We start from the raw sequence: 19,064 nt of genomic DNA, 5'->3' as shown, positions 1-19,064 counted from the left end.
GGGGTGTCGTCGCCATCAAAACGTCGCGCAGCCTTTGGCGCGGAAGATCGTAGTGCTTCGCCTTACTTCGCATGGAAGGGAACATGATTCTCGGCGATACGATTCTCGAAACGCGCGGGCTGACCAGGGAGTTCAAGGGCTTTGTCGCCGTCAACGGCGTCAACCTGCGCGTACGCCGTGGCTCGATTCATGCGCTGATAGGTCCGAACGGTGCCGGCAAAACCACCTGTTTTAATCTGCTGACCAAATTTCTCGTACCCACTGCCGGGCAGATCGTCTACAACGGCGTCGATATCACGCGCGAACGGCCCGCACAGATCGCCCGGCGCGGCATCATCCGCTCGTTTCAGATTTCCGCTGTGTTTCCGCATCTGACGGCATTGCAGAACGTGCGCATCGGTCTGCAGCGTGCCCTGGGCACGGCGTTTCATTTCTGGAAAAGCGAGCGTTCGCTGCATCAACTCGATGATCGCGCCATGGATCTGCTGACCCAGGTCGGTTTGACCGATTTCGCCGATGTGCTGACGGTCGAGTTGTCCTATGGACGCAAACGCGCCCTCGAAATCGCCACCACGCTCGCCATGGAGCCCGAACTGATGCTACTCGACGAACCCACGCAGGGCATGGGTCACGAAGACGTCGATCGCGTCACGGCGTTGATCAAGAAGGTGTCGAGCGGCCGCACCATTCTGATGGTCGAACACAACATGAATGTGATTGCCGGCATCTCCGATACGATCACCGTCCTGCAGCGCGGCGAGGTGCTCGCCGAAGGCACGTACGCTGAAGTATCCAGGAGTCCGCTGGTCATGCAGGCTTATATGGGCAGCGCCGACGCTGCGCTCGCCGGAGCGCACGCATGAGCACGATTGCCGAGCGCGAGAATGTCGAAGTCAGCGAGCTCGCCGTTGCGGAGCCCGCGCTGGAGATAGCGGGCTTGCAGGCCTGGTATGGTGAATCCCATATATTGCATGGCGTCGATCTGACGGTGAACCGCGGCGAAGTGGTGACGCTGCTGGGCCGCAACGGCGCCGGACGCACGACCACGCTGCGCGCGATCATGGGACTCACGGGCCGCCGTACCGGTTCGATACGCGTCGGCGGTCGTGAAACGATCGATATGCCGACCCATCGCATCGCGCACTGCGCCATTGGCTATTGCCCGGAGGAACGCGGCATCTTTTCGAGCCTCTCCTGTGAGGAGAACCTGCTGCTGCCTCCGATGGTCGGCGATGCCGCGCACGTGATGTCGCTCGACGAAATCTACGCGATGTTTCCGAACCTGCACGAACGCCGGATGAGCCAGGGCACGCGGCTCTCAGGCGGCGAGCAGCAGATGCTCGCTGTAGCCCGCATCCTGCGCACGGGCGCGAGCTTGCTGCTGCTCGACGAAATCTCCGAGGGTCTTGCACCGGTCATCGTGCAGGCGCTCGCGCGCATGATCGTGACGCTCAAGGCGCGCGGCTACACGATCGTGATGGTCGAACAGAATTTCCGTTTTGCTGCGCCTCTCGCCGACCGCTTCTATGTGATGGAGCATGGCGGCATCGTCGAGCACTTCGGGGCGGGTGAACTCGAAAGCAAGATGCCGGCGCTGCACGATCTGCTGGGCGTATAAACGATAAGCGCCCGATTGCCTCTGATAACCACAAGCAAGGAAACAAGGAGACACCAATGAAAATGAAAACCCTCGCGCGACTTTCAGCGTTCTGCTTTGCTGCTGCGGCCAGCGCCGCAGTGATGACGGGCGGCGCGCGAGCTGCCGACGACACGGTCAAGATCGGCTATATCACTGACATGTCCGGCCTCTACGCAGATATCGACGGCCCGGGCGGCCTCGAAGCGATCCGTATGGCGATCGCCGACTTCGGCGGCAAGGTCAACGGCAAGCCGATCGAGCTGGTCTATGCGGATCACCAGAACAAGGCGGATATCGCCGCATCGCGGGCACGCGAATGGTTCGACCGCGACGGCGTCCAGATGCTGATCGGTGGCACGAACTCGGCGACCGGCCTCTCGATGAACCAGGTGGCGGGCGAAAAGCACAAGGTCTATATCAACGTCGGCGCTGGCGCGGACACCATGACCAACGAGCAATGCACGCCGTACACGATTCACTACGCGTACGACACGACGGCGCTCGCGAAAGGCACGGGCGCGGCGGTGACGAAGCAGGGTGGCAAGACGTGGTTCTTCCTGACGGCTGACTACGCGTTCGGCAAGGCGCTGGAGACGGCGACTGCGGCCGTGGTGAAGGCAAACGGCGGCCAGGTGCTCGGCGACGTGCACCACCCGTTGTCGGCTTCGGATTTCTCGTCGTTCCTGCTGCAGGCGCAGGCATCGAAGGCGCAGGTGCTGGGCCTTGCCAACGCCGGTGGCGATACGGTCAACTCGATCAAGGCCGCGAAGGAGTTTGGCATCACGAAGACGATGAAGCTCGCGGCGCTGCTGATCTTTATCGACGATATCCATAGTCTCGGACTCGAGACGACTCAAGGTCTGGTGTTGACCGACTCCTGGTACTGGAACAAGAACGACACCACCCGCAAGTGGGCTGAGCGTTACTTTGACAAGACCAGGAAGATGCCGTCGAGCCTGCAGGCCGCCGATTACTCGGCCGTCACGAACTATCTGAAGGCGGTGCAGGCGGTCGGTTCGACGGATCCGGACAAGATCATGGCCCAGTTGAAGAAGACCAAGATCGACGACTTCTACGCCAAGGGCTACATCCGTGAAGACGGCAGCATGATTCACGACATGTATCTGATGCAAGTGAAGACGCCGGCTGAATCGAAAGAACCGTGGGACTACTACAAGATCACGGCAACCATTCCGGGCGATCAGGCGTTCACGACCAAGGCGGAAACGCGCTGCGCGTTGTGGAAATAAGCTTCGGCTGAAACCCCGTTTGCCGGTCCTTTGCATGGACGGCAGACGGGCCGGTTCACGATGCTGCGGACAGGCTGTGTACGAGCTACGTGTCGCCGGAAACACGCATAGCTCGATCTCACCTTGACGATAGGTTAAGGGCTAAGGGGTTCAATGGAAATCTTTGGCATTCCGCTCTCGGCGATGCTGAGCCAGTTGCTGCTCGGGCTTGTGAACGGCTCGTTCTACGCGATCCTGAGCCTGGGTCTTGCGATCATCTTCGGGCTGCTTAACGTGATCAACTTCGCGCACGGCGCGTTGTTCATGCTGGGCGCGATGCTGACGTGGATGGGGCTGTCGTATTTCAATCTGCCGTACTGGGTGATGCTGGTGCTCGCACCGCTGATCGTCGGCGCGTTCGGCATTCTGATCGAACGCTCGATGTTGCGCTGGCTGTACAAGCTCGACCATCTGTACGGCCTGTTGCTGACCTTTGGACTGACGCTGGTGGTGGAAGGCGTGTTCCGCTCCATCTATGGTTCTTCGGGCCAACCGTACGATGTGCCTGACGCGCTCTCGGGCGCGACCAATCTGGGCTTCATGTTCCTGCCGAATTATCGCGCCTGGGTGGTGCTCGCCTCGTTGGTGGTGTGCTTCGCCACGTGGTTCGTGATCGAAAAGACGCGCCTCGGTGCCTACCTGCGCGCCGGCACGGAGAACCCGAAACTGGTGGAGGCGTTCGGCGTCAATGTGCCGTTGATGATCACGCTCACCTACGGCTTCGGCGTGGCGCTCGCTGCGTTTGCCGGCGTGCTCGCCGCACCTGTGATCCAGGTCTCGCCGCTGATGGGGCAGCCCATGATCATCACCGTGTTCGCGGTGGTGGTGATCGGCGGGATGGGTTCGATCATGGGCTCGATTCTCACCGGTTTGCTGCTCGGCGTGATCGAAGGGTTCACGCGCGTGTTCTACCCGGAAGCCTCGGCGACGGTCGTCTTCGTCATCATGGCGCTCGTTCTGCTGGTGCGCCCGGCGGGTCTTTTCGGCAAGGAAAAGTGATGCAAAGAAAAGCGCTCTACGGGCTGCTGCTGCTCGCGTTGATTGCCGTGCCGTTCATCGGCGTCTATCCGTTGTTCGTGATGAAGGTGCTGTGCTTCGCGCTGTTCGCTGCGGCCTTTAACCTGCTGATCGGCTACACGGGCCTGTTGTCGTTCGGGCACGCCATGTTTCTGGGGATGGCCGGTTATACGACCGGCTACGCCATCCAGACCCTCGGTTATCCGCCGGAAGTGGGCGTGCTCGCTGGCACGGTGGCGGCGACACTGCTTGGGTTGGTCGTCGGGCTGTTTGCTATCCGCCGGCAGGGCATTTACTTCGCGATGGTGACGCTCGCACTCGCGCAGATGGTCTACTTCGTGTTTCTGCAGGCGCCGTTCACGCACGGCGAGGATGGCCTGCAGGGCGTGCCGCGCGGCAAGCTGTTTGGCTTGCTGAGCCTGTCGTCGGATATCACGCTTTACTATGTGATCCTGGTGGTAATGGTGCTGATGTTCCTGCTGATCGTACGCATCGTTCACTCGCCTTTCGGACAGGTGCTCGTAGCGATCAAGGAGAACGAGCCGCGGGCTGTCTCGCTCGGCTACGACACCGATCGCTTCAAGCTGCTGGCCTTCGTGTTGTCGGCGGGGATTGCGGGACTGGCGGGATCGTTGAAGGTACTGGTGCTCGGTTTCGAAACCTTGAGCGACGCGTACTGGACCATGTCGGGTCTGGTAATTCTGATGACGCTGGTCGGCGGCATGGGCACCTTGTTCGGGCCGCTGCTCGGTGCGGCGCTGATCGTCGCGCTCGAGGACCGGCTTGGCGATATCGGCGGTGCGCTCGCATCGGCGACTGGGGTGCAGTGGTTCAATTCGCTGGGCGAGTCGGCGACCATTGTGACGGGCGTGATCTTTATCGCCTGCGTGCTGGCGTTTCGGCGTGGCATCGTCGGTGAGATCGTGGCGCGGGTTCGCCCGCTGCGCGCGTAACAGACGTGCGATCGCGAGATGCTTCGGTGTCCGATGCAAATCGGTAAAAGAGGCAAAATCGCCTGCGCCGCGAGGGCTGCATCGCAATGTTTAAAATGTGCCCCAATACAGTGCTGCGATGCACCACTAGGGTAAATGCTAGTTGTCCGGATGGGGGCGGTTGTTTAATCTTCACGCAGTTCTGATGAACACCGAATTTGCAGGTGGAGAACGAGGAGACATGAGGCACTAAGTGCCCAGACGAAAGCGCTGTTGGATATTGATCCAACAGCGCTTTTTATTTGCGGTTTCGGAAATTCATTTACCCGTTTTGCGCATTTGTCCTACGCCTTGTCTGTGCGTTTTCTTGCGGCTTTTCTCATTCAGTTTTGCACATTTTCCGCTTGATCGAGTGGGCTGGTTCTGCCGCAGTTGGGTGTTTCGTCGCCGGGCTGATGCACGCGCAACGCTTGTCGCAAGCGGCTCGTGTCCTCTACACTCGTCATTCACCGCGCTTCGGGCTGGGATTCAGATTGGCCCATTCCATTCGAGCGAGTTGCACGGTTGGGCGCGGAGCAGGATGAATTCGGCATTGCGTGGAATGAATGCCGCGTTAAATGCTAGCCATTGAACCAACGAGAGGGCGCGAGCAGTTACGCGCCTTTTTTGTCGCTCGCGCATAATCGCAGATCGTCGTAGGCGGGACCGGCAGAGAAAATAACGGCAGGCACGTTGGACCGGTCACAGATTCAGGCATTCGGCTGATAAACCGGATAACAAATGGGCGCGTCAAGCGTTCGGAGATTCGCAATGAAAAAAACGAAGCAGTGGGTAGGCGCGGCCGTCGCGCTTGCGTTGGTATGCGGCGCGGGCACGGCCGTAGCGCAGGTGAAAATCGGCGTGACCTTGTCGACGACGGGTCCGGCCGCATCGCTCGGGATTCCTGAGAAGAACACCATCGCTTTACTGCCGCAGCAAATTGCCGGCAAGAGCGTGCAGTACATCGTGCTCGACGATGCGACCGACACCAGCAAGGCCGTGCAGAACACTCACAAGCTGATCGATGAAGATCACGTCGACGCAATTGTTGGTTCCACGGCGACGCCAAATTCGCTGGCGATGCTCGACGTCGTCTCGGCGGCCAAGACGCCGATGATCTCGCTGGCGGCTTCGGCGGAAATCATCGCGCCAATGGATGCAAAGCGCCAGTGGGCCTTCAAGACGCCGCAAAACGACAGCCTGATGGCTGACGCGCTTGCCGGCTATATGGAGAAGCACGGCGTGAAGACGGTGGGTTTCATCGGCTTCTCGGACGCGTATGGCGAGAGCTGGTACAACGTGTTTAGCACCGCCGCGGCCGCGCATCATCTGAAGGTCGTCGCCAATGAGCGCTACAACCGCACCGATGCATCCGTGACCGGCCAGGTGCTGAAGACGATGTCCGCCAATCCGGACGTCGTGCTGATCGCGGGCGCGGGCACGCCGTCGGCGCTACCGGCCAGGACGCTGAAAGAGCGTGGCTACAAGGGCACTATCTATCAGACCCACGGCGTTGCCAATAACGACTTCCTGCGCGTGTGCGGCAAGGATTGCGAAGGCGAACTGCTGCCAGCCGGTCCGATCCTGGTGGCCGATCAGTTGCCCGATTCGAACCCGGTGAAGCAGTCGTCCGAGGCATACAAAAATGCCTATGAAAAGGCCTACGGCGCGGGTTCGGTATCGACGTTCGGCGGCCATGCATGGGACGCCGGCCAGATGCTGCAGCGGGCGATTCCCGAAGCGCTGAAGAAGGGGCAGCCGGGCACTGAAGCGTTCCGTGTGGCGTTGCGCGATGCGCTGGCGAACATCAAGGAACTGCCGCTCGCGCACGGCATCATGAATACCACGGCGACCGATCACAACGGCCTCGACACGCGCGCGCGCGTGATCGTGGAGATTGTCGACGGCAAGTGGAAGCTGCAGAACGAGTGACGGGCTTCGCAGCATCCAGGTTTCGACGGCTCATGACGAGGAAGTATGGATCTATCTATCGCGGCGATCCTGGCGCAGGACGGCATCACCACCGGGGCGATTTACGCGCTGCTCGCGCTCGCTCTGGTGTTGGTGTTCTCCGTCACGCGGGTCATCTTTATCCCACAGGGTGAGTTCGTCTCGTACGGCGCGCTGACGCTCGCCGCAGTGCAGTCGCAGAAGTTTCCCGCTACCTGCTGGCTGCTGATAGCGATGGGCGCGGCGTGTTTCGTGGTCGAGACGGCGGGCCTGGTGGGGCATCCGGAGCGGCGCGCCCATGCGATGCGCACGCTGGCGATGCTTGTGGCGAAGTATCTGTTGTTCCCGGTCGCGGTGTACGCGGTGACGCACGAACTCTTCGCACAACCGCTGCCGATGCTCGCGCAGATTGCCCTGACGCTGCTGATCGTCATCCCGATGGGACCGTTCGTCTACCGGCTGGCTTTCGAGCCGATCGCCGAAGGCACGACACTGCTGTTGCTGATCGTTGCGGTCGCGGTGCATTTTGCGATGGTTGGGCTTGGGCTAGTGATGTTCGGCGCGGAGGGCTCGCGCACCAATGCTTTCTCGGATGCCACCTTCAACGTCGGCAGCCTGTCGGTCTCGGGACAGAGCTTGTGGGTGATCGGTGCGGCGCTGGTGTTGATCGCGGCGCTTTATCTGTACTTCGACCGCTCCATCTCAGGAAAGGCCCTGCGGGCGACTTCCGTCAATCGCGTCGGCGCCCGGCTGGTCGGCATCGGCACGACCCAGGCCGGCAAGCTCGCGTTCACGCTCGCAGCAGGGCTCGGCGCGCTGTGCGGCGCCCTCGTTGCACCCCTGACTACCATCTACTACGACTCGGGCTTCCTGATCGGTCTGAAGGGCTTCGTGGGGGCCATCATCGGCGGACTGGTCAGCTACCCGCTCGCGGCGGCGGGCGCCGTGCTGGTGGGCCTGCTGGAGTCGTATTCGTCGTTCTGGGCGAGTGCCTATAAAGAAGTCATCGTGTTCACGCTGATCATCCCGGTGCTGCTGTGGCGCAGTTTCGCCAGCCCGCACGCGGAAGAGGACGAGGAGTGACACGATGAAACGTATCATGCGCAGCGCGCTCTTCGGGCTGTTCCTCGTGGTGATCTTCGCGCTACCGGTGCTGCCGCAACCGGTACATCTGCCGGAGTACTGGGTGACGCTGCTCAACTACATCGGGCTGTATGCGATCGTGGCGATCGGTCTGGTGCTGCTAACAGGCGTTGGTGGAATGACGAGCTTCGGGCAGGCGGCGTTTGTCGGCGTAGGGGCGTATGCCACCGCATTCCTGACTACGCAGTACGGCGTGTCGCCGTGGCTCGCGCTGATCGTGGGCGTGGTGTTGACCGCGTTGATTGCGCTGATCCTCGGTGCGGTGACGATGCGGCTTTCAGGGCACTTCCTGCCGCTCGGTACGATTGCGTGGGGTTTAGCGCTGTTCTATCTGTTTGGCAATCTCGACATTCTCGGCAAATACGACGGCATCAACGGCATTCCGGCGCTCAACGTGCTCGGTATCAGCCTCGAGTCGGGGCGGCATATCTACTACCTGATCTGGCTGGTGGTGCTTGGCGCGGTCGTCTCCGTTCAGAACCTGCTTAATAGCCGCCCGGGACGGGCGATTCGGGCGCTGCGGGGCGGCGGGGCGATGGCCGAGGCGATGGGCGTCAATACCGCGTGGATGCGGGTGGTGATCTTTATTTATGCCGCCGTGCTGGCGTCCATCTCCGGTTTTCTCTACGCGCATCTGCAGCGTGCGGTGAATCCGACGCCATTCGGCCTGAACCACGGCATCGAGTTCCTTTTCATGGCGGTTGTGGGTGGCGTCTCGCATGTTTGGGGAGCGGTGCTCGGAGCGGCGATCCTGACGGTCCTGCAGGACTATTTGCAGTCGCTGCTGCCGAAGCTATTGGGCGAAAGCGGCAATTTCGAAGTGATCGTGTTTGGTGTGCTGATGGTGTTGCTGCTGCAGCACGCGCGGCAGGGCGTCTGGCCGCTGGTGGCGCGCCTGTTTCCGCGCGGACCACAGGCTCATGTGCCAGAGCAGGCGGAGCCATTGCCGCAGCGCAGCAAACCGGCGGCCGGCGAAACGCTCCTGAATGTGGATAAGGCGCGCAAAGAGTTCGGTGGACTAGTTGCGGTGAACGATGTCAGCTTCGAGGTTAAGGCGGGTGAAATCATCGGGTTGATCGGACCGAACGGTGCAGGCAAGTCGACCACCTTCAATCTGGTGACCGGCGCGCTGCGGGCGACTCGCGGTGAGATCACTTTCCGGGGCGAACGGATCGATGCTCTCCCCTCACGTCAGATCGTCAAACGCGGAATTGGCCGTACATTTCAGCACGTCAAGCTGTTGCCGGGTATGAGCGTGCTCGAGAACGTGGCGATCGGCGCACACCTGCGCGGTCACGCCGGCGTGTGGCGCAGCGTTGTCAGGCTGAATGGCGCGGAAGAAGGGCGGCTGATGGCGGAAGCGGCGCAGCAGATCCGTCGGGTGGGGCTGGAACAGCATATGTATGACGAGGCGGGTAGCCTGGCGCTGGGTCAGCAGCGAATTCTCGAAATTGCCCGCGCGCTGTGCTGCGATCCCACGCTGCTGCTACTCGATGAGCCGGCTGCAGGCCTGCGTTACCAAGAAAAGCAGCAACTCGCCGACCTGCTGCGCAAGCTCAAGGCAGAGGGGATGAGCGTGCTGCTGGTCGAGCATGACATGGATTTCGTCATGAATCTGACCGATCGGCTGATCGTGATGGAGTTCGGGACGCGGATAGCCGAAGGGCTGCCGGAAGATGTGCAAAAGGATCCGGCGGTGCTCGAAGCGTACCTGGGCGGGGTGGACTGATGAGAACGATGATGAATTCCGCTGTGCCGATTCTGGACGTGGAGGGCGTATCGGTCCGCTACGGTAAGGTCGAAGCGCTGCATGACATCGGCATCAAGGTGCGGCCGGGGCAGATCGTTTCAGTGATCGGTCCGAATGGCGCGGGTAAGTCGACGTTACTCAACGCGATCATGGGTGCGCTGCCGGTGAGCGGTCGCGCGAAGGGCGGGATCCTTTATCACAACGAGGATATCAGCGCGGTGCCGGTCGAAAAGCGGGTGGCGCGCGGCATGTGTCTCGTCCCGGAAAAGCGCGAGCTGTTTGCGACGATGAGCGTGGAAGACAACCTGGTGCTGGGCGCCTACCGGCGCAAGCGGGCGGGCGAACGCGGTTATCTGGATCAGCTTGAGCCCGTCTTTACTTTGTTTCCACGGTTGAAGGAGCGTCGCAAGCAGGCGGCCGGCACCTTGTCCGGTGGCGAGCGGCAGATGCTCGCGGTAGGGCGCGCGTTGATGGGCAAGCCGGGATTGCTGATGCTGGACGAACCTAGCCTCGGTCTCGCACCGCTGATCGTGAAGGAGATTTTTCACATCATCAGCGCGTTGCGTCAGACAGGTGTGGCGATATTGCTGGTCGAGCAGAACGCACGGGCGGCGCTCCAGATTTCCGACTACGGCTACGTGTTGGAGACCGGCGAACTGGCGATCGAGGGACCTGCTGCCGATCTGGCTCAGAATCCACGGGTGATCGAAACGTATCTTGGTTTGACGAAGAGAGTGGCCTAAAGCGTTTCCTATCAATGGTTTGAGCGGTATCGGGCGGTGTGTTTCACGTGAAACACACCGCTTTTTTTATACCTTGGCCATTCGGACGAAATTCGGGCCAAAAGCGAACCCGCTATAATTCGCCCATACATTTTCCTTAGAAGGTTCACGCGGTGTCCCGGCGTGAGATCCGCGATGCTTTATCCCACAGAATTTGACGTAATTGTCGTTGGCGGCGGTCATGCCGGCACCGAAGCCGCTTTGGCTTCGGCGCGCATGGGCAACAAGACGCTCCTGCTGACGCACAACATCGAAACGCTCGGACAGATGAGCTGCAATCCGTCGATTGGCGGCATTGGTAAGGGCCATCTCGTGAAGGAAGTCGACGCACTCGGCGGCGCGATGGCCGCAGCCACGGACGAGGGCGGCATCCAGTTCCGCATCCTGAATTCATCGAAGGGTCCTGCCGTGCGGGCTACGCGCGCCCAGGCCGACCGTCTGCTTTACAAGCAGGCCATCCGGCATCGGCTCGAGAACCAGCCGAATCTCTGGCTATTCCAGCAGGCAGTGGACGACCTGATGGTCGAAGGGGACCGGGTAGTCGGCGCAGTGACGCAGGTCGGAATTCGCTTCCGCTCGCGCGCTGTCGTGCTGACGGCTGGGACGTTCCTGGACGGCAAGATTCATGTGGGCTTGAACAACTACACCGGTGGCCGCGCGGGCGATCCGGCGGCGGTGTCGTTATCGGCGCGTCTTAAAGAGCTCAAGCTCCCGCAGGGCCGACTGAAGACGGGTACGCCGCCGCGTATCGATGGTCGCACGATCGATTTTTCGAAGCTCGAAGAGCAACCGGGCGATCTCGATCCGGTGCCGGTGTTCTCGTTCCTTGGCCGCGTTGAACAGCATCCGCGCCAGGTACCGTGTTGGGTGACGCATACCAACGAGCGCACGCATGACATCATCCGTGGCGGGCTCGACCGGTCGCCAATGTACACGGGCGTCATCGAAGGGGTGGGGCCGCGCTATTGCCCGTCGATCGAGGACAAGATTCATCGTTTCGCGTCGAAAGAATCGCACCAGATTTTCCTTGAACCGGAAGGTCTGACGACCAACGAGTTTTACCCGAACGGGATTTCCACCAGCCTGCCGTTTGACGTGCAACTGGACCTGGTACGTTCGATGGTTGGCCTTGAGCACGCGCACATCCTGCGTCCGGGTTACGCGATCGAGTACGATTATTTTGATCCGCGCGGGCTGAAGGCGTCGCTGGAGACGAAGGTTATCAACGGGCTGTTCTTCGCCGGTCAGATCAATGGAACGACCGGGTATGAAGAGGCTGCCGCGCAAGGTCTGCTGGCTGGTATCAACGCGGGGCTGCATGTGCAGGGCAGGGACGCGTGGTGCCCGCGCCGCGATCAGGCTTACCTCGGCGTGCTGGTCGACGATCTGGTAACGCGCGGTGTGTCGGAGCCGTACCGGATGTTCACGAGCCGCGCCGAATATCGTCTGAGCCTGCGCGAAGACAATGCGGATATGCGTCTGACGGAGGTTGGTCGTGAGTTGGGCGTCGTCGACGACGCTCGCTGGGACGCATTCAGCCGCAAACGCGAGGCTGTTTCACGTGAAACAGAGCGCCTGCGCACGACCTGGGTGAATCCCAAGACGCTGTCCGCGGACGAAGCCACTGCCTTGCTCGGCAAGCCGATCGATCACGAGTACAGCCTCGCCGATCTGCTGCGCCGTCCAGGTGTGACATACGACGGCGTGTGCGGCTTGCGCGAAGGTGCGTGCGCACCGGCCGAGATCCTTGCCGATGACGACGTCTTGCTGGCTCAGATCAAGGAGCAGATCGAGATCGGCATCAAATATCAGGGTTATATCGAGCGTCAGGCTGGGGAAATCGAGCGCAACGAGTCGCACGAAAACACGCGTCTGCCCGATGGGTTGGACTATGCCGAAGTGCGTGGCTTGTCATTTGAAGCGCGCCAGAAGTTGACACAGTTCCGTCCGGAGACGATCGGCCAGGCATCGCGCATCTCAGGTATCACGCCAGCGGCGATCTCGTTGCTGATGGTTCACCTGAAGCGCGGCCTCGGGCGTCGCTCGACCAAGCCAGCTGGAGCCGCCGATAGCGGCACCGACTCCACGCCGGTGACGCAATGACGGCACGGCAGAAGGGGTTCGGCGGCGCGGACAGCAGGGAAGCATTGGCCGCATTGCTTGACGAGGGCGTCAGGGAGCTGGGCCTTGACCTGAGCGACGCTCAGCTCGGCAAACTGCTCGACTACGTTGCCTTGCTTGCCAAGTGGAACGCCGTGTACAACCTCACGGCCATCCGCGATCCGCGGCAGATGCTGATCCAGCACATTCTGGACTCGCTTTCGATCGTGCCGCACCTTTCCGGGCTCGGCCCATCTTCTGCACTAGATGTCGGCTCCGGCGGCGGTCTGCCAGGTATCGTGCTGGCCATCGTCTTGCCTGACTGGACCGTCACGCTCAATGACATCGTCCATAAAAAGACCGCATTCCAGGCTCAGGCCAAAGCGGAGCTCGGGCTCGCCAACCTGTCGGTGGTGACCGGCCGTGTCGAAACGCTGAAGCCTGGCGTGGAAGTACCGGCAAAGTTTGATGTAATCGTCTCGCGCGCATTCGCAGAGCTCGCGGATTTCGTTACACTGGCCCGTCATCTGGTAGCGGAGCAGGGCGCGATCTGGGCCATGAAGGGTGTTCGACCCGACGGCGAGATCGAACGGCTGCCCGCGGGCTCCCACGCAAAGCAGATCATCCGGCTCAAGGTGCCGTCGCTCGATGCCGAGCGCCACCTCGTCGAGGTGAGACTGGATCCCGCTGGTTAGCCCCGCGAACCGGACATAAGCGCATTCCAATTTATCCAGGCAGCAAAAAGGGACACACCAACGATGGCAAAAATCTTCTGCGTTGCGAACCAGAAGGGTGGCGTCGGCAAGACGACGACAGCAGTCAATCTCGCCGCGAGCCTCGCATCGCAGGGACAGCGTGTTCTGCTCATCGATCTGGATCCGCAGGGCAACGCCACGATGGGTAGCGGTGTCGACAAGGCTGCCTGCACCAATACCATTTACGAGGTGCTGGTGGACGGAGTGTCGGTCGCAGATGCACGGGTGCGGCCTGAAGCGGTTTCGTACGATGTCGTGCCGGCTAACCGCGAACTGGCAGGTGCGGAAGTCGAACTGGTGAGTGTGCAAAATCGCGAGCGTCAATTAAAGGACGCGTTGGCGCCGGTGCAGGACGAGTACGACTTCGTGCTGATCGACTGTCCGCCGGCCTTGTCGTTGCTGACGCTTAACGGCCTTTGTGCGGCGCACGGCGTGGTGATCCCGATGCAGTGCGAGTACTTCGCGCTCGAAGGGCTCTCGGACCTCGTCAATACAATCAAGCAGGTTCACGCAAACCTGAATCGCGACCTGAAGGTGATCGGCCTGCTGCGCGTGATGTTCGATCCGCGCATCACGCTGCAACAACAGGTTTCCGACCAGTTGAAAGCGCATTTCGGCGACAAGGTATTTGACGTCGTCATTCCGCGCAACGTGCGTCTGGCCGAGGCGCCCAGCTACGGGTTGCCGGGTGTGGTGTTCGACCGGGCCTCGCGCGGTGCACAGGCGTACGTGCAATTCGGCGCGGAAATGATTGAACGGGTGCGCGCGATCTGACGCGTGACCATGCATCCCAAGCTGATCGAGGAAGCACGATGAACGCAGTAGCAAGAAAGAAGGGATTGGGTCGCGGGCTGGAAGCGCTGCTCGGCGGCAGTGCGGATATCACCGAGGCGGTGAAGATCGAGGGCGCGCCTAACGTGTTGCCGCTCGGCAAGCTGCAGGCCGGCAAGTATCAGCCGCGTACGCGCATGGACGAAGGCGCGCTGCAGGAGCTCGCGGCCAGCATCCGCGCGCAGGGCGTGATGCAACCGATCCTCGTGCGCCCGGTGTCGGCGGACAAATACGAAATCATCGCCGGCGAACGGCGCTTCCGCGCCGCACGGCTGGCTGGTCTGGACGAAGTGCCGGTGCTGGTGCGCGATGTACCCGATCAGGCCGCCGCCGCGATGGCGCTGATCGAGAATATCCAGCGTGAAGACCTGAATCCGCTGGAAGAAGCGCAGGGCATCCAGCGTCTGCTCGACGAATTCAACTTTACGCACGAGCAGGCGGCTGAGTCGGTGGGGCGCTCGCGCAGCGCGGTGTCGAATCTGCTGCGTCTGTTGAACCTGGCCGCGCCGGTGCAGACGATGCTGCTCGCCGGCGATCTCGATATGGGCCACGCCCGCGCGTTGCTGGCCGTGGACGCCGCTACGCAGATCACGCTGGCCAACCAGGTGGTCAACAAGCGCATGTCGGTGCGTGAGACCGAGAAACTGGTGACCACCACGACGAAAGCGGCGCCGGCGGTAAAGGCAAAGGCGAACAACGACGGTGGCCGCGATACGCGCCGCCTCGAAGAAGAGTTGTCGGATCTGCTGGCTTCGACGGTCAAGATCAAGCTCGGCCGCCGGGGACGCGGCCAGGTGCTGGTGGAGTTCGGTGACCTCGACGCACTCGAAGGTATTCTTGCCCGCCTGCGCGGCAACGCGACCGCGTGAGCGATCAATAGCTTTGACCTCGGCCGAACGCCCGACCAAAACCGCCAGTAGCAATCCGCTGCACAAGCTGATCGCCCTCGCGACGAAAGAGCCGGTTCTATCGGTTCTGATCGTCGCGTTGATCGCGCTGCAGTGTCTGCACCCGCGCCCGTGGCTTTCGCTGCCGGGGCTCGTCGACTGGCAGACCGTCCTGACGCTGGCGGGACTTCTGATCCTGACCAAGGCCATCGAATTATCAGGATTCCTGATTTGGATGGCGCACCGCGTGGTCCATTACATCCATTCGGAGCGCGGTCTGGCGTTTTTGCTGATCGGACTCGCGGCTGCGCTCTCGACGCTGTTGACCAATGACGTGGCTTTGTTTGTGGTTGTGCCGCTCACCTTGTCGCTGCATGAACTCACGCCGCTGCCGCTCAAACGCCTTGTGATTTTTATCGCGTTGTCGGTGAACGCAGGTTCTATCCTGACGCCGCTCGGCAATCCGCAGAACCTGTTTCTCTGGCAGACCAGTGGGGCCTCCTTCGGCGGCTTCGTTGCGGCCTTGGCTCCATTGTGTGCCGCGTTGATGGCGATGCTTTACGTGCTGGCGGCGTTCAGCTTTCGCGGGAACGCGTTGGATCTGTCGAAAGACGCCGGTGCCCATGACGTCGACCGGCGCTTGCTCGGGGTCGCGGCCGTGCTGTTCGTCGCATTCGTGTTGCTGGCCGACACGCATCATGCGGGCATCGGATTGACGGGCATCATGGCCGGCTTCCTGCTCTGGCGCCGCGAGATCGTCCTCAAGATCGACTGGCTGCTGCTGCTGATCTTCGTGTTCATGTTCATCGTGCTGCGTAGCGTCGCCGCGTTGCCATGGGTACACCAGTTCGTCGGCCAACTAGGTCTCGCGACGACGCTGCGCGCTTTTGCCGCAGGGGCGATTCTCTCGCAAGGCATCAGCAACGTTCCAGCAGCCATCATGCTCGCCGAGTTCACCAAGGACTGGCGTGCGCTCGCGTACGGCGTCAGCGTAGGCGGCTTCGGTTTCGCGATCGGCTCGCTGGCGAATCTGATTGCAGTGCGTCTGTCGAAACAGCGCGGTATGTGGCTGCCGTTTCATCTCTATGCCATACCCTTCTGGCTCGCTGCCGGAGCAGTAGGTGGCTGGCTTCTGTTGCATATTTGATACGGACGCCATGACGTCCACATGCTAGCCAACGCACCGCCAATCAGCGCAATTCAAGCCGCATTTTTCGTGGCCCCCCGACAGCCTTACAGTTGGAGTCGTCCTACCTCCGAAGCGCCATTTCCCGCATCATGGCGGGCCGTTTCACGCGCTTTATTGAAAGGCCTAAAGTCTTGAATTGCCTGCAACTATCGCTTACAATCGCCCGGATTTAATTGCACGACAACCCCGTAATCTTCACGTAAGCTGACGGGCGGCACGAGACTTCCGGAATACTGCGATGGCGCTTAAAACGTCGAATCAAGCGCCCCAAAATCGGCGCGACGAAGGCCGCGCAGAACGCACGTTTTCCGCCACGTCCGGCCAGCACGTTACGCATGACGACGCGTGGGATGCCGAGCAGCAAGATAACAATATCGTTCCGCTCACGCGGGCTGAAGCAGAGAAGCTGTTCGGTCCGAATGTGAGTCGTCCATCGCGCGTCACGCCGTTCAAGGTCGTGGCGGCGCAAATGGTTTTGTCCCTGGGTGCTACGCTGGTGTGGTGGCTGTTCTACAAGCCGCCGGGCGCTGCTGCGCTGTCCGCGTTCCTGGGGGGAGCGATCTGCTGGGTGCCGGGCGCGATGTTCGCGGCACGCCTTAGAACACTGAGCGGCGCCGAAACAGTCATGAGCTGGATGATCGGCGAAGCGCTCAAGATGGGGACAACGATCGCGATGTTTGTAGCCATCGCTTTCTGGTATCACGACGTACGCTGGGTGCCGCTGCTCGTGACTTACCTCATTGCATTGAAGACATACTGGATCGCGCTTGCCTGGCGGTGAGCGGTGAAGTAACGCAAAAAATACTGGCTGGCGCGCGGCGCCGGCAAAAAGGCGCGCGGGTATGACATGACCTGCGCCGGCGTGTTCCCGCAATAGAGTGTTGCGGCGGGAACAGCCCGAACTGATTTTCGACAATTTGGGTGGCATTAACGATATGGCAGCTAGCGAAGGAACGCGCGCGATGGATCCGTCCGAGTACATCGCGCACCACTTGCAGAACTTCTCCACCGCGCACCAGACGTCGATTTTCGATATTCACGTCTGGAATCTGGACACCCTGTTCTGGTCGATCGTTTGCGGTCTGGCCACGATCTTCATCCTGCATCTCGCTGCACGTAAAGCGACCGCCGGCGTGCCGGGTCGTTTCCAGTGCGCTATCGAGATGCTGGTCGAGATGGTCGAAGATCAGTCCAAGTCGATGATCCACGGCAGCCGCACCTTCATTGCGCCGCTCGCACTGTTCGTGTTCGTCTGGGTTGCCCTGATGAACTCGCTCGACTTCATCCCCGTCGACCTGCCGGGCCGCGTGATCGGCTGGCTCGGTCTCTCGCAAGTCATCCCGCACCACCGCATCGTGCCGACGGCCGACCTGAACGGCACCATCGGCATCGCGCTCGGCGTGTTCGTGCTGATGATTTACTACAACTTCAAGATCAAGGGCGCCGGCGGCTTCGTTCATGAACTGCTGTCCGCTCCGTTCGGCGCGCATCCGCTGCTGTGGATCCCGAACCTGGCACTGAACATCATCGAGTTCGTCGCAAAGACGGTTTCCCTCGGCATGCGGCTGTTCGGCAACATGTACGCGGGTGAACTGCTGTTCCTGCTGATTGCTCTCTTGGGCAGCATCTGGAGCTTCGGCGCGGACACGACGGTGCTTGGCTTCATCGGCCACGTGATCGCCGGCAGCGTGTGGGCAATCTTCCACATTCTGATCGTGCTGCTGCAGGCGTTCATTTTCATGATGCTGACGCTGGTGTACCTCGGCCAGGCACACGACACGCACTAACCTGCGCTGTCGAACAACGAATTGCCTTAGCTTTTTAGTTTTTTAAATCCTAGTTCCAACCAGTTCCAAAAAGACTTTTCACAAAGGAGTGATCATGCAAGCTTTCATCGCCAACATCCAGGGTCTGACCGCCATCGGTATCGGCATCATCATCGGCCTGGGTGCAATCGGCGCCTGTATCGGTATCGGCCTGATGGGCGGCAAGTACATTGAGGCATGCGCTCGTCAGCCGGAACTGATGAACCCGCTGCAAACCAAGATGTTCCTGCTGGCTGGTCTGATCGACGCGGCGTTCCTGATTGGCGTTGGTGTGGCAATGCTGTTTGCGTTCGCGAACCCGCTGCTGTCGAAGCTGGCAGGCTGAGGTTCCTCGGAAGTTTGCGCCTGAGCTATAACTGGTGAAGGCGCAGGGCGGAACGGGCACTTGGCGCTGATCGAATACAGAATCGATGAGCGCCTTGCCGTTTCACTTTCCGAACTAGCAACGTTTAAGGAAACACCGTGAATCTCAACGCAACCCTGTTTGCGCAAATGGTCGTGTTCCTGATCCTCGCGTGGTTCACGATGAAGTTCGTGTGGCCGCCGTTGATCAACGCCCTCGACGAGCGCGCGAAGAAGATCGCCGAAGGTCTGTCTGCTGCTGAGAAGGGCAAGGCAGAACTGGAAGCCGCGCACAAGCGCGTCGACCAGGAACTGGCGCAGGCACGCAACGACGGCCAGCAACGTATTGCTGACGCCGAAAAGCGCGCAGTGACGCTGGCTGACGAAATCAAGGCCCAGGCACAAGCTGAAGCCGCTCGTATCCTCGCGCAAGCGAAGGCGGACGCGGAGCAACAGGTCGTCAAGGCGCGCGAAGCGCTGCGCGGCGAAGTCGCTGCTCTCGCGGTCAAGGGCGCTGAACAGATCCTGAAGCGCGAAGTCGACCAGGCAGCGCATGCTGACCTGCTGAATCAACTGAAAGCCGAGCTCTGATC

18 protein-coding genes are annotated in these 19,064 nt (G+C 60.9%); all 18 read left to right on the top strand.

Annotated features, from left to right (window positions below; all coding sequences use genetic code 11):
• Window positions 1-83: 83 nt before the first annotated feature.
• The 18 genes from BUS06_RS03190 to BUS06_RS03105 all read left to right on the top strand — a co-directional run bounded on the left by BUS06_RS03190 (window position 84) and on the right by BUS06_RS03105 (window position 19,062).
• Window positions 84-863, top strand: a complete 780-nt coding sequence (locus BUS06_RS03190) for an ABC transporter ATP-binding protein (protein ID WP_074262954.1) — start codon at window positions 84-86, stop codon at window positions 861-863.
• On the top strand, window positions 860-1,618 hold the full coding sequence (locus BUS06_RS03185; protein WP_074262953.1) for an ABC transporter ATP-binding protein: 759 nt from the start codon (window positions 860-862) through the stop codon (window positions 1,616-1,618). The genes BUS06_RS03190 and BUS06_RS03185 overlap by 4 nt, the downstream gene beginning before the upstream one ends.
• A 56-nt stretch (window positions 1,619-1,674) precedes the next feature.
• Window positions 1,675-2,889, top strand: a complete 1,215-nt coding sequence (locus BUS06_RS03180; RefSeq protein ID WP_074262952.1) for an ABC transporter substrate-binding protein — start codon at window positions 1,675-1,677, stop codon at window positions 2,887-2,889.
• Between the two features lie 153 nt (window positions 2,890-3,042).
• Window positions 3,043-3,927, top strand: coding sequence for a branched-chain amino acid ABC transporter permease (locus BUS06_RS03175; protein ID WP_074262951.1), 885 nt, complete (start codon window positions 3,043-3,045; stop codon window positions 3,925-3,927).
• Window positions 3,927-4,898, top strand: coding sequence for a branched-chain amino acid ABC transporter permease (locus BUS06_RS03170; protein WP_074262950.1), 972 nt, complete (start codon window positions 3,927-3,929; stop codon window positions 4,896-4,898). Before BUS06_RS03175 ends, BUS06_RS03170 begins: the two co-directional genes overlap by 1 nt.
• Before the next feature lie 789 nt (window positions 4,899-5,687).
• Window positions 5,688-6,848, top strand: a complete 1,161-nt coding sequence (locus BUS06_RS03165; protein ID WP_074262949.1) for an ABC transporter substrate-binding protein — start codon at window positions 5,688-5,690, stop codon at window positions 6,846-6,848.
• A gap of 45 nt (window positions 6,849-6,893) precedes the next feature.
• Window positions 6,894-7,949, top strand: coding sequence for a branched-chain amino acid ABC transporter permease (locus tag BUS06_RS03160; RefSeq protein WP_074262948.1), 1,056 nt, complete (start codon window positions 6,894-6,896; stop codon window positions 7,947-7,949).
• A 4-nt stretch (window positions 7,950-7,953) separates the two neighbouring features.
• Entirely contained in the window at window positions 7,954-9,738 is a 1,785-nt protein-coding gene (locus BUS06_RS03155; RefSeq protein ID WP_074262947.1) for a branched-chain amino acid ABC transporter ATP-binding protein/permease, read from the top strand.
• Window positions 9,739-9,749: 11 nt separating this feature from the next.
• Window positions 9,750-10,502 (top strand): ABC transporter ATP-binding protein, encoded by a 753-nt coding sequence (locus tag BUS06_RS03150; RefSeq protein ID WP_174567521.1) that lies wholly within the window; start codon window positions 9,750-9,752, stop codon window positions 10,500-10,502.
• Between the two features lie 174 nt (window positions 10,503-10,676).
• Complete coding sequence (mnmG, locus tag BUS06_RS03145) at window positions 10,677-12,644, top strand: tRNA uridine-5-carboxymethylaminomethyl(34) synthesis enzyme MnmG (RefSeq protein ID WP_074262945.1); 1,968 nt, start codon at window positions 10,677-10,679, stop codon at window positions 12,642-12,644.
• A complete protein-coding gene (rsmG, locus tag BUS06_RS03140) occupies window positions 12,641-13,336 on the top strand; it encodes a 16S rRNA (guanine(527)-N(7))-methyltransferase RsmG (protein WP_074262944.1) in 696 nt (231 codons plus the stop codon). Before mnmG ends, rsmG begins: the two co-directional genes overlap by 4 nt.
• A gap of 63 nt (window positions 13,337-13,399) precedes the next feature.
• Window positions 13,400-14,170 carry a ParA family protein gene (locus BUS06_RS03135; RefSeq protein ID WP_074262943.1) on the top strand — a complete coding sequence of 257 codons (771 nt, stop codon included), beginning with the start codon at window positions 13,400-13,402 and terminating at the stop codon, window positions 14,168-14,170.
• 38 nt (window positions 14,171-14,208) lie between these two features.
• Window positions 14,209-15,096, top strand: coding sequence for a ParB/RepB/Spo0J family partition protein (locus BUS06_RS03130; RefSeq protein ID WP_074262942.1), 888 nt, complete (start codon window positions 14,209-14,211; stop codon window positions 15,094-15,096).
• Window positions 15,097-15,154: 58 nt separating this feature from the next.
• Window positions 15,155-16,261, top strand: a complete 1,107-nt coding sequence (locus BUS06_RS03125; RefSeq protein ID WP_074265884.1) for an SLC13 family permease — start codon at window positions 15,155-15,157, stop codon at window positions 16,259-16,261.
• A gap of 280 nt (window positions 16,262-16,541) precedes the next feature.
• On the top strand, window positions 16,542-17,084 hold the full coding sequence (locus BUS06_RS03120) for an ATP synthase subunit I (protein ID WP_074262941.1): 543 nt from the start codon (window positions 16,542-16,544) through the stop codon (window positions 17,082-17,084).
• A 154-nt stretch (window positions 17,085-17,238) separates the two neighbouring features.
• Window positions 17,239-18,090: a F0F1 ATP synthase subunit A gene (gene atpB, locus BUS06_RS03115; protein ID WP_074265883.1), complete on the top strand. Its 852-nt coding sequence runs from the start codon at window positions 17,239-17,241 to the stop codon at window positions 18,088-18,090.
• 94 nt (window positions 18,091-18,184) lie between these two features.
• Window positions 18,185-18,454: a F0F1 ATP synthase subunit C gene (gene atpE, locus BUS06_RS03110; RefSeq protein ID WP_007180033.1), complete on the top strand. Its 270-nt coding sequence runs from the start codon at window positions 18,185-18,187 to the stop codon at window positions 18,452-18,454.
• Window positions 18,455-18,591: 137 nt separating this feature from the next.
• Entirely contained in the window at window positions 18,592-19,062 is a 471-nt protein-coding gene (locus BUS06_RS03105) for a F0F1 ATP synthase subunit B (RefSeq protein WP_074262940.1), read from the top strand.
• Window positions 19,063-19,064: the final 2 nt, after the last annotated feature.

Origin of the sequence: Paraburkholderia phenazinium (genome assembly GCF_900141745.1) — a bacterium.
GTDB lineage: Bacteria > Pseudomonadota > Gammaproteobacteria > Burkholderiales > Burkholderiaceae > Paraburkholderia > Paraburkholderia phenazinium_B.
This window is presented reverse-complemented; position numbering and strand designations above follow the sequence as displayed.

What these genes read in the sequence shown, in the direction of transcription:
- BUS06_RS03170 (WP_074262950.1), top strand. Translation starts at nt 3,927, where the DNA reads ATGCAAAGAAAAGCGCTCTACGGGCTGCTGCTGCTCGCGTTGATTGCC.
- BUS06_RS03160 (WP_074262948.1), top strand. Translation starts at nt 6,894, where the DNA reads ATGGATCTATCTATCGCGGCGATCCTGGCGCAGGACGGCATCACCACC.
- rsmG (WP_074262944.1), top strand. Translation starts at nt 12,641, where the DNA reads ATGACGGCACGGCAGAAGGGGTTCGGCGGCGCGGACAGCAGGGAAGCA.
- BUS06_RS03165 (WP_074262949.1), top strand. Translation starts at nt 5,688, where the DNA reads ATGAAAAAAACGAAGCAGTGGGTAGGCGCGGCCGTCGCGCTTGCGTTG.
- BUS06_RS03155 (WP_074262947.1), top strand. Translation starts at nt 7,954, where the DNA reads ATGAAACGTATCATGCGCAGCGCGCTCTTCGGGCTGTTCCTCGTGGTG.
- mnmG (WP_074262945.1), top strand. Translation starts at nt 10,677, where the DNA reads ATGCTTTATCCCACAGAATTTGACGTAATTGTCGTTGGCGGCGGTCAT.
- BUS06_RS03180 (WP_074262952.1), top strand. Translation starts at nt 1,675, where the DNA reads ATGAAAATGAAAACCCTCGCGCGACTTTCAGCGTTCTGCTTTGCTGCT.
- BUS06_RS03130 (WP_074262942.1), top strand. Translation starts at nt 14,209, where the DNA reads ATGAACGCAGTAGCAAGAAAGAAGGGATTGGGTCGCGGGCTGGAAGCG.
- BUS06_RS03120 (WP_074262941.1), top strand. Translation starts at nt 16,542, where the DNA reads ATGGCGCTTAAAACGTCGAATCAAGCGCCCCAAAATCGGCGCGACGAA.
- BUS06_RS03135 (WP_074262943.1), top strand. Translation starts at nt 13,400, where the DNA reads ATGGCAAAAATCTTCTGCGTTGCGAACCAGAAGGGTGGCGTCGGCAAG.
- BUS06_RS03175 (WP_074262951.1), top strand. Translation starts at nt 3,043, where the DNA reads ATGGAAATCTTTGGCATTCCGCTCTCGGCGATGCTGAGCCAGTTGCTG.
- atpB (WP_074265883.1), top strand. Translation starts at nt 17,239, where the DNA reads ATGGCAGCTAGCGAAGGAACGCGCGCGATGGATCCGTCCGAGTACATC.
- BUS06_RS03190 (WP_074262954.1), top strand. Translation starts at nt 84, where the DNA reads ATGATTCTCGGCGATACGATTCTCGAAACGCGCGGGCTGACCAGGGAG.
- BUS06_RS03185 (WP_074262953.1), top strand. Translation starts at nt 860, where the DNA reads ATGAGCACGATTGCCGAGCGCGAGAATGTCGAAGTCAGCGAGCTCGCC.
- BUS06_RS03150 (WP_174567521.1), top strand. Translation starts at nt 9,750, where the DNA reads ATGAATTCCGCTGTGCCGATTCTGGACGTGGAGGGCGTATCGGTCCGC.
- atpE (WP_007180033.1), top strand. Translation starts at nt 18,185, where the DNA reads ATGCAAGCTTTCATCGCCAACATCCAGGGTCTGACCGCCATCGGTATC.